Source organism: bacterium, from assembly GCA_040757115.1.
Lineage (GTDB): Bacteria > UBA9089 > CG2-30-40-21 > CG2-30-40-21 > SBAY01 > JBFLXS01.
The window spans coordinates 1-9,579 of sequence record JBFLYA010000143.1 but is presented as its reverse complement, the minus strand read 5'-3'; the positions used below and the strand labels follow the sequence as shown (position 1 = coordinate 9,579).

The window sequence follows — 9,579 nt, the reverse complement described above, 5'->3', positions numbered from 1 at the left end:
CCTCCTCTTTTGCTATTTCTCCACCCTGGAATTTGCCTTGTTTGACATTCCGTGTATAGATTCTGTTCTCTCCAACAAAAGTCGATCCACATTTAGTACAATATGCTACCTTAACTTCATCTTGAACTTTAATTTCTTCCACCAAATTGCCGATAATATACATAGCTAACATATCCTCCTTTTAATACAATATAATTTTTACTTCTCATATTGTATTTCGGAATGTTAGCCGTTTTTCTTTACTTCTTTTTTATCTTCATAAAATTCGCACATACCTCCAATGGGCTAATGGTGATTCTTCTACTACGAGTGTTTTGGTTCCAGAAACACTTTGGATTGCATTAATCAGATTCATCTCACTTGTTTCAATATCGATGCAGGTAAGAATCTTATTGTCCTCAGAAAGGACACCAAATGAACAAAAGTTGCTATGAGCGTCTAAAGCAAGATATTTCATGATGGGCCTCCTTAATACTAATAAATTTTGATTTATTGGTCAATTTTCTAAATCGACCTTAAAGAGGGACATAAGAGATATGTTCCTCCACAATTTTTGTGTTAGAAAAGGTAAATAAGTCTGATGCCTATGAAAATAATTCTTGACGCAAGCTAAAGAAAAGGCTATAATATAAATAGAATCTATGGTTACACTCTTAACTTTCTCCCCTGGGAGGAGGATAGGGCAATGCTGGAGAGCAACCCGAGCGCCTTCCAGGCCACATACTGGATATGTATGCCTCTGAAGGTTATTTAGCCTCTCAGAGGAGAAGGTTAAGCCATTAATGTTTCCCATATATATCCAGGTGTGGTTAAAGCGATAAACTCATTGGTATTATATCATACTGTACGATCGATTTCAAGTGCCTTTTAATTATTATCAATTGCGTCCACACGGACGGCAAAAGTGGCGTTGGCGTTCGTTCCTCACTCTGCTTTTTGCAGAGCCGGTTACGCAAAACGTTAGACGAGGAAAACATGAAACGAATCTGGATACCCCAAGTCATTTCAAGCGCAATGCTGCTGTGGGCGCTCAACCCAGAGAACCCCTACGGATACTACATCCTTCTGCGGTGGGTGTGTTGTGCCATCTTTGCTTACCTCGCCATTCAGTCACTTGCCCAAGAGAAGCAAGGTGTGGTGTGGGTTCTTGGCGTTACTGCGGTGATATATAACCCAATCATCCGAGTTCACCTCACAAGGGAAATATGGTCAGTTGTCAATGTTGCCACAATCGTAGTGGCGATGGTATCTATTTTCGTTCTGAAAGTGAAGCATGCAAGGAAAGATTCGGCAAACAAGACGGATGTAGACAACTCGCAATCGCAATAACTCGTTCCTGCTCCGCACCGTTAGGAGTAACAAAACATGAAGAATGTTTTCGCTGTTATAGTGCTATATATCTTCTTCTTGCCTTCGTGGTTCTTGTTGGCAAATATTTTTGAGGCAAGAGAGTCAATACACGGGGAATGGGTAGCTGCAGGGCCTAATATAGGCAGAGCCATAGGCAGCTTTATCGCCGCATGCTTGTCTGTCTACCTTACAAGCAAGATGTTTAAAGAAGTCAATAAGACTGTCCTTTTTTTTGCTCTTACAACTTTGGCTATTCTTATTGGCGGCCTTTCTCTCACTGGCTGGCTTCTGTATCCTTCTGATCTTGACACAACTTACTTGTTACTCTTGATCGGTTTGGACATCCTCGTAATTGGAGCCATAATCTTTGGTGCTTATGTGGCAAGCAAAGATTAAAATCTTTTGCCTGACTGAGGAAATAGAGTGGAAATAAAGGGGAAATAGAGGGACATTTCCCCTATTTGATGTCTAACAAATTGTTAGGCAAAATATAAAAAGGAGGGAGATATTTTAGGGGCAAACCGTGAATGTGGAATGCACAATAATTCGGTGAGGCAGAGGAAAAGGAAAAGACAGCGAATGAGAGCTTTTGTCTAACCCTGCGTTGCAGTTGACGGTGGGGGCTGTGCCGTAATTAGAGTTTTGTGGTCTCTCAAAGTTTTATCTTGCTATCAAACTTTTGTGGTAATTCTCCCCGCCGCACCTGAACTTTATCGTTAGCCGTAAAATATGATTTAGGTAAAGGACAATGGATAAAAAAGAAGTGACACATTTAATAAGGAAATATTATAATGTTTTAGCGACTGAATATGGTGTTTCCAAAATCGGTATTTTTGGCTCAGTGGTAACTGGGACTCTGACAAAGGATAGTGATTTAGATATAGTTGTTGAATTCAAGCAACCAATAGGGTTCAAATTTATTAGATTTGTGGAATATCTTGAAAACTTATTTGGAAAAAAGGTTGATGTACTAACGAAAGAAGGCATTAAAAATATACGAGGAGGATGAAAATAGGGGTAGGAGATAGAAGGTGGGAGGTAAGGAGATAGGCGTGAGGAGTGATGTTTTCTTTACTTTCTACTTTCTACTTCCTATTTTCAGGAGAAATCAGGCTGAAGTCTGTGGCTACCAGCCTTCCCGAATCTCGAACCCCCAGTCCCGAGTCCCGAATTTAAGGGGGAATAAACTTGCTTTTCATCGGTTCCTTGGTCTATAGTCTATGGTCTATAGTCTATAGTCTATGCTCTCTGGTCTTTGGCTGAACGCTTACCTTTATTTTTATTGACATAACTATTCAGAGATGCTATAATGTCAATATGAAAAAAAAGTCTAAAAAGAAAAAAGAACATCCGTCTAAAAATTACCGCAAGCCTTCATCTTTCCCACTCTCCATCTCGAAGGATAAAATTATTCTTATCTGTCTCCTTGTGGCGGCTATTATTTTAAGATTGATTTATCTTTTTCAGGTAAAGAGTAATGACCCAAATTTTTTACATTTTGAAGGCACAGATGCAGGTTCGTATGACGGATTAGCCAGACTGCTATTAAATGGTGAATTGCCTAAATCCCCTTATTCATTTAACCCTTTATATTATTATTTCTTAGCCCTGGTATATTTGATTGTTGGCACTGAGCCTTTTAGAGCAGTAATATTCCAGATATTTGTTGGTTGCGGGAGTTATTTCCTGGTGTATTTAGTGGGGACACGCATCTTTAATCAAACGGTTGGATTAATTGCCCTTTTGTTATGTACATTTTATGGTATCTTTATGGTCTATGAAACCACTATCCTGACACCGGTATTAGATACATTTACCCTGTTCTTGAGTTCATTTCTCCTTTTAAAGAGTGTGGAAAAGAATTCGATAAAATGGTATCTGATAACAGGAATCGTGATAGGCCTTTCTGCTTTATCAAGGGCAACAACACTTTTCGTCTTACCTTTTTTATTGTTATGGGTATTGGTTGTTTTTGGCTTAAAAAAGAGATTTTTAATCGCCTCTTTCTTTATTCTCTTAGGAACCGCACTTGCCATTTCGCCGGTGACTATCCGTAATTATATTTATAGTGGCAAATTTATCCTTTTAACTCAGTCAGGACCGGTAACCTTCTGGGCTGGGAATAATGAGGATTCAGAAGGGATATATTACATTCCGCCGTATGCGGATAATCTAAAGGGTAAAGATGATGAGGGCTTCTGGATGCGGGATGCGGTCAGGTTTATAAAAGAAAAACCCCATAAATACCTCTGGCTTTTATATAAAAAATGGACAATATTCTGGAGTGGATATGAGATTCCTGATAATGATATTGTTTATTCACGATTTGAAAAATCTGTCCCGCTATTAAAATTGATGTTACAATTCGGACTTGTTGCCTCACTGGGAATAATGGGAATTTGTCTGTCTCTACGGAGGTTAAATAAAAATATCTTGCTTTTAGTTTTAGTAATGATTGGATATATGAGTGCTATTTTGTTATTTTTTGTTATGGCAAGGTTTCGTGTGCCATTCGTTCCTTATTTGATTATTTTTTCTGGTTATACTCTTTATTTTTGGTATCATCATATTCAGCAGAAAAAATATAAACCAGTAATTATCTCTTTTATCATCTTTTGTCTCATTTACTCGCTGGTTAATTTTAATACCTTTTTAGGTTGGACATATCCGCTAACTCATCCAGATGGATTTTGTATTGAGAAACGATATGGATATGTCATTCGTGATAACAGCGGCGATTGGCATGGAGATAAAACAGGAATACTCGATTCTCCGAATAAGACTATTAAAAAGGAACTTGTGGTTAATTGCGATTTATCTAAGGTTAAAACCGCTGGATTAGGAATTTATTACTCGGCAAATGATAAAGGAGAGTTGCTAATAAATGTCAATGGCTATGACCTACCTAAAATTAGTTGTGCCTATATTACCTATGGTAATTTTACAAGAACGGCAAGTATTGACATAAAACCTTCCCTTTTAAAAAATGGCAAAAATACAATTATCTTTAAAGTAACTGAATTAGCCAATGTTCAAATATTGATTGATAATTATTATAATTTTGGTCGAAGTTATTTTTCAAACGACGGAGTTAACTTTGAGAAGATAAAAGGTGAGTATCTGGTTCAGTTAGAATTAAAAGAAAAACTTCCTGGTGAAATGTAATTATGAAACAAGCTTTATACTACGAAAAATTAGAGGAGAATAACAAGGTTAAATGCCTTTTATGTCCCAAAATGTGCATTATTGGGCAAGGCAAGGTAGGTTTTTGTCGGGTCAGGATAAATCTTGAGGGCACGCTTTATTCTAAAATCTACGAAGAATGCTCTGCAATTGCAATGGACCCGATTGAAAAAAAACCACTCTACCATTTTTATCCAGGCAGTGAAATCCTTTCATTAGGCACAGTTGGATGTAATTTTGCCTGTGATTTTTGCCAGAATTGGCATATCTCACAAAACATAGATGCAAAAACTCAAAAACTTAGCCCTCACCAGGCAGTTATACTGGCAAAAGAAGAAAAGTCCAGTGGCATTTCCTATACCTATACTGAACCATTCATCTGGTTCGAATATGTCTTAGAAACAGCTAAATTAGCTAAAGAACAGGAATTAACCAATGTTCTGGTCACTAACGGCTCTGTTAATCCTGAACCGTTGTTAGAATTATTACCTTATATTGATGCCCTTAATATTGATATAAAATCTTTTGAACCAAAGTTTTATACGAAATATTCCAAAGGAGAACTATCCCCTGTTCTAAATACCGCTAAATTATCGAGAGAAAAAGGTAAATTGGTCGAAGTCACCAACTTGATTATTCCTACTTTAAATGATAACGAAGAAATATTACAGGAATTAGTGAACTGGATAGCAAATGAATTAGGGGATGATACGCCGACTCATTTTTCAAAATATTACCCACAATATAAAATGACTCTTCCGCCTACACCAGTATCAACCCTGAAAAAGGCTTACGAGATTGCTATTTTAAAATTAAAATATGTCTATCTGGGAAATATCTGGGATATAGATACAAACACTACCTTTTGTCCTAATTGTAAGAAAAAACTGATTATTCGAGAGGGATATTCATTGACCGAGTATAAGATAAAAAATGGTAAATGTGAATATTGTCAGGAGGTGATTTATGGCGTGGGATTGTAAAAAAAATTTTGGATTTTGGCTGTTGAATATTGGATTTATTTTACTTCTTACTTTCAGTTCAGGTTGTGGGGAGAAAAAGCAACTTTTCTCTAAAACTCAAGTGGTAATGGGCACAATCGCTGAAATTAAGGTAATAGATGATGACCCGCTCCGTGCAGAAGGAACGATTAAAAGATGTTTTGAACGGATTAAAGAGATTGAAGATAAAATGTCAAGTCACAATCCTGAGAGTGAGTTATCCATTCTTAACCGTAATAAAAAGATGAAGGTTAGTAAAGACCTTTTTTATGTTCTGGAAAAGTCCGTAGCCTATTCTAATTTAAGCACTGGTGCGTTTGATGTAACGATTGGACCGGTTACAGAATTATGGGGATTCAGAGAAGATAAAGGGATAGTTCCGACACGAGATAAAATTGCCCAAAAGGCAATATTGGTTGATTATCGGCAGGTGAAATTAAACCCGCGAAATCGGGAGGTTGTTTTAGGACTTGAAGGGATGAAAATAGATTTAGGCGGTGTAGCCAAAGGCTATGCCGTAGAAGAAGCAATTGACATTATTGAATCGGCTGGAATTAAAGATGCCTTGGTGGATATTGGGAGAAACATTAAGGCTATTGGTAAAAATCCTTATGGAAAACTCTGGCAGATTGGAATTCAGCATCCACGCAAAGCAAATGAAATTTTAGGTGCTTTTCCTCTAAAAAATATGGCTGTGGCGACATCAGGTGATTACGAACACTTCTTTATCGACAAGGGCAGAAGATACCATCATATCATTGACCCCAAAAGCGGCTATCCAGCAAATCTATGCATAAGTGTGACGATAATCACGCCGTCGGCAATGATTGCGGATATTCTTTCTACCGCAGTATTTGTCTTAGGTGAGAAAGCAGGAATGGAATTGATTGAAAAATTAGACACAGTGGAAGGCATTATTGTCTCAGATTCTGGAATAATGGTTTCGCCAGGGATTAAAAATAAAATAAAATTAAGTAAATTTCCTTAATTCAGCCACAGAGGCACAGAGTTCACAGAGAATTAGAGAAATTAGCCACAAATGGACACGAATTAACCTGTGCCATTCGATAAATGTAGTGCGAACCTTTAGGTTCGCTTTCCTGCTTGCCAGAAGCGAGGCTAAAGCCTCGCACTACAAATCTTTCCCACCTGTGCGATTAGACTAATTCATCGCAGAGACGCAAAGGAAAAATAAATGTAAAATGTAAAATAGGAAATGAAAAATGGGAAATTTTAGGACTTCGCAAAACTCATTACCTTTCAGTTATCCATTTTACATTTAACCGCACAGGTCGAATCTTTTTATTATCCGTGTTCATTCGTGGTTATATATTCCCTCTGTGTTCTCTGTGACTCTGTGGTTATATCCCTGAACGGTTACAACTAAGGAGTGAAGAATGAAGAGATTGAACAACGAACAACTATACCTTATATCCAGAACCAAAAAATTAGCCCAAATAGCCGTTTTAGTCTCATTGGCTACGGTATTAAATACTTTAGAAAATACCTACCTGCCACCGATGTTCCCCTGGCTAAGGATTGGATTAGCTAATATCGTAACTTTAATCGCCATAATCTTATTTGGCATCAAAGGAGGCGTGGTTGTAGCAGGACTACGAAGTGTTTTAAGCAGTTTGTTAAGAGGCAGTTTATTTTCTCCAGCGTTTATTTTAGGATTTAGCGGTGGAGTGATTTCAGCCATAGTGATGGCGATATTTTACAAGGTCGGTAAAAAGATATTTAGTTTCATTGGGATAAGTATTATTGGTGCTGTGGCTAATAATTTAACTCAAATTGTCGTTGCCTATTTTATTTTAATCAAACATTCGGGTTGTTTTTATCTTGTGCCTCTATTCCTTTTGTCTTCGTTAGTCACTGGTTTTTTCAATGGCGTAGTAGTTATTTATCTGAATAAACAGCTACAACTGTCAGCATTCGGGTATCAGCCGTAAGATTTAATCGTATAGGAATTTCCTTTTTGTTGGACGCAGATGAACGCAGATTTTTAAGATTTTAAACATAAAATTTGACCAAGAATCATAAAATGCCTTGCTGATGAACTTGAGGTACAACTTCTAAATTATCTTAAAGCGATAGATTGAACTTGCACAATTATTTAATTTCGGACATAATCCCAAAGTTAAACAAAAGGCATAACTCCAGATTTTATAAAGATATTCGCAGATTATTTAGTTTTTATTATCCTGATAATCTGCGCAAATCTGCGTCCCTATTAACTTGATGCAAAGGCGATAATTATGGATAGAGAAGAACAAAAACTTATTGGTGCCTGTGGATTAGATTGTTATCTTTGCCCAAGATTTCACACTAAAGATAGGAATAAATGCCCCGGTTGTAAATTGATTGAGACGAATACCTGGTGTGGAATATTTCAATGTTGCGTTCTACAAAAGTATCTTGTAACCTGTGCTGATTGTGAAGAATATCCCTGTGAAAGATTATTACCATTACCAGGTCAAAGGTTTCATAAACTAAGAAGACCTAATCTGGATAGAATTAAAGAGATTGGGATAGAATTTATGCTTAAAGAACAAAAGGGAAAACACTCACTCTTAAAATATCTATTAGATAATTATGATGATGGTTACTCAATAAATTTTTATTGCCTGGTTTGTAATTTTATGCCAGTTAGTTTAATCGAAGATGCTATTAGTGAAGTAAAAAAGATGATAGCTAATCACCAGATAGATAGTTCGGATTTAAGATTAAAGATAGCTACTTTAAAAAGCGTTATTAAAAGAAATAGCGATTATTTACCCAGATAAATTCATAAGTTTTAGTAACTATTCAGCCACTGATTAACACGGATTAGTATGGATAAAACGGAGGAGAAAGTAAAAAATAGGAGAAATCGTAACCGTTCAGCCACAGAGGCACAGAGTTCACAGAGAATTAAGGAAATTAACCACAAATGCACACGAATTAACCTCTGACATCCCATAAATGTAGTGCGAATCTTTAGGTTCGCCTTTTGGCTTGCCAGAAGCGAGGCTAAAGCCTCGTACTACAATTTTTTTGTATTTGTGTTCATTCGTAGTTATATATTCCCTCTGTGTTCTCTGTGACTCTGTGGCTATATCCTGAACAGTTACAGGAAATGGAATAGCAGGAAATGGAATAGGAGGTGAAAAGTATGATTAAAAAGCGAATTGTGTTAACCTTTCCCAAACAAACTGTTGAACAACCAATTACTTACCGATTAATCAAAAACTATGATTTGATGGTTAATATTCTTAGTGCTAAGGTTAATCCTGATGAAGAAGGAAGATTAGTCATGGAAATAAGCGGGCAAAAAGACGAATTTCATAAAGGAATGGACTATCTTAAAGAATTAGGAGTAACTATCCAACCCTTAGCTCAGGATGTTCGATGGAATGAGGGGAAATGTACTCATTGTACTGCCTGTATTCCTTTGTGTCCTTCTGAGGCTTTAAGAGTTAACCGGGAAAAGATGGAAGTCTCATTTGAGGCTGAACACTGTATCCTGTGTGGGCTCTGCCTGAAGGCATGTCCTTATCAAGCAGTAGAAATACTATTTTAGTAATGGTTCAATCATTTGGGGGAATGAACATTAACCTGCGGAGGACAGAGCGATGAAAAATAGGCTATAGGCTGAAGGATATAGGATAAAAAATCTTCAGCCTTAAACCTTTCGCCTTCAGCCTATTTTCAGGAGAAAGGAAGTTTCACGCCAAGCACGCAAAGAACGCAAAGGGAAATAAGGGAAAAAATTTCCACCTGTGCGGTTAGATTAACCTTCCTCACATCTTTAAAAACCACGAAGAACACGAAGGGCACGAAGAATTATAAACCAAATCGGTAACCGTTCAGCCACAGATGGACACGGATGAAACACGGAAAAATCCCCACCTGTGCGATTAGACTAATTCATCGCCAAGACGCAAAGGAAAAATAAATGTAAAATGTAAAATAGGAAATGAAAAATGGGAAATTTCACTCCTTCGCAAGACTCATTACCTTTCAGTTATACATTTTACATTTTTCATTTTACATTTAACCGCAC

General features: G+C 37.0%; 11 protein-coding genes. 10 read left to right on the top strand and 1 reads right to left on the bottom strand.

The window, feature by feature from the left end; all coding sequences use genetic code 11:
- Positions 1-256: 256 nt before the first annotated feature.
- On the bottom strand, positions 257-457 hold the full coding sequence (locus AB1422_12595; protein ID MEW6620152.1) for a hypothetical protein: 201 nt from the start codon (positions 455-457) through the stop codon (positions 257-259).
- Between the two features lie 518 nt (positions 458-975).
- Here AB1422_12595 and AB1422_12590 point away from each other — a divergent pair.
- The 10 genes from AB1422_12590 (at position 976) to AB1422_12545 (ending at position 9,096) form a co-directional block, all read left to right on the top strand.
- Entirely contained in the window at positions 976-1,329 is a 354-nt protein-coding gene (locus AB1422_12590; protein ID MEW6620151.1) for a DUF6804 family protein, read from the top strand.
- A gap of 36 nt (positions 1,330-1,365) precedes the next feature.
- Positions 1,366-1,746 carry a hypothetical protein gene (locus AB1422_12585; GenBank protein MEW6620150.1) on the top strand — a complete coding sequence of 127 codons (381 nt, stop codon included), beginning with the start codon at positions 1,366-1,368 and terminating at the stop codon, positions 1,744-1,746.
- 352 nt (positions 1,747-2,098) lie between these two features.
- Positions 2,099-2,359 (top strand): nucleotidyltransferase family protein, encoded by a 261-nt coding sequence (locus tag AB1422_12580; GenBank protein ID MEW6620149.1) that lies wholly within the window; start codon positions 2,099-2,101, stop codon positions 2,357-2,359.
- A 22-nt stretch (positions 2,360-2,381) separates the two neighbouring features.
- Complete coding sequence (locus tag AB1422_12575) at positions 2,382-2,567, top strand: hypothetical protein (GenBank protein MEW6620148.1); 186 nt, start codon at positions 2,382-2,384, stop codon at positions 2,565-2,567.
- A 100-nt stretch (positions 2,568-2,667) separates the two neighbouring features.
- Complete coding sequence (locus tag AB1422_12570; protein ID MEW6620147.1) at positions 2,668-4,515, top strand: glycosyltransferase family 39 protein; 1,848 nt, start codon at positions 2,668-2,670, stop codon at positions 4,513-4,515.
- A 2-nt stretch (positions 4,516-4,517) separates the two neighbouring features.
- On the top strand, positions 4,518-5,516 hold the full coding sequence (amrS, locus tag AB1422_12565) for an AmmeMemoRadiSam system radical SAM enzyme (GenBank protein MEW6620146.1): 999 nt from the start codon (positions 4,518-4,520) through the stop codon (positions 5,514-5,516).
- Complete coding sequence (locus tag AB1422_12560) at positions 5,500-6,522, top strand: FAD:protein FMN transferase (GenBank protein ID MEW6620145.1); 1,023 nt, start codon at positions 5,500-5,502, stop codon at positions 6,520-6,522. The genes amrS and AB1422_12560 overlap by 17 nt, the downstream gene beginning before the upstream one ends.
- A gap of 409 nt (positions 6,523-6,931) precedes the next feature.
- The gene (locus tag AB1422_12555; protein MEW6620144.1) at positions 6,932-7,486 is read left to right on the top strand and encodes a Gx transporter family protein; all 555 of its coding nucleotides are present in this window, start codon (positions 6,932-6,934) and stop codon (positions 7,484-7,486) included.
- 306 nt (positions 7,487-7,792) lie between these two features.
- Positions 7,793-8,320, top strand: a complete 528-nt coding sequence (locus AB1422_12550) for a DUF3795 domain-containing protein (protein ID MEW6620143.1) — start codon at positions 7,793-7,795, stop codon at positions 8,318-8,320.
- Positions 8,321-8,688: 368 nt separating this feature from the next.
- Complete coding sequence (locus AB1422_12545) at positions 8,689-9,096, top strand: NIL domain-containing protein (GenBank protein MEW6620142.1); 408 nt, start codon at positions 8,689-8,691, stop codon at positions 9,094-9,096.
- The last annotated feature ends 483 nt before the right edge of the window (positions 9,097-9,579 follow it).

Bases quoted from the DNA above. Each gene is read 5' to 3' on its own strand.
- AB1422_12595 (MEW6620152.1), bottom strand. From the start codon at position 457: ATGAAATATCTTGCTTTAGACGCTCATAGCAACTTTTGTTCATTTGGT.
- AB1422_12580 (MEW6620149.1), top strand. From the start codon at position 2,099: ATGGATAAAAAAGAAGTGACACATTTAATAAGGAAATATTATAATGTT.
- AB1422_12585 (MEW6620150.1), top strand. From the start codon at position 1,366: ATGAAGAATGTTTTCGCTGTTATAGTGCTATATATCTTCTTCTTGCCT.
- AB1422_12560 (MEW6620145.1), top strand. From the start codon at position 5,500: ATGGCGTGGGATTGTAAAAAAAATTTTGGATTTTGGCTGTTGAATATT.
- AB1422_12550 (MEW6620143.1), top strand. From the start codon at position 7,793: ATGGATAGAGAAGAACAAAAACTTATTGGTGCCTGTGGATTAGATTGT.
- AB1422_12555 (MEW6620144.1), top strand. From the start codon at position 6,932: ATGAAGAGATTGAACAACGAACAACTATACCTTATATCCAGAACCAAA.
- AB1422_12590 (MEW6620151.1), top strand. From the start codon at position 976: ATGAAACGAATCTGGATACCCCAAGTCATTTCAAGCGCAATGCTGCTG.
- amrS (MEW6620146.1), top strand. From the start codon at position 4,518: ATGAAACAAGCTTTATACTACGAAAAATTAGAGGAGAATAACAAGGTT.
- AB1422_12570 (MEW6620147.1), top strand. From the start codon at position 2,668: ATGAAAAAAAAGTCTAAAAAGAAAAAAGAACATCCGTCTAAAAATTAC.
- AB1422_12545 (MEW6620142.1), top strand. From the start codon at position 8,689: ATGATTAAAAAGCGAATTGTGTTAACCTTTCCCAAACAAACTGTTGAA.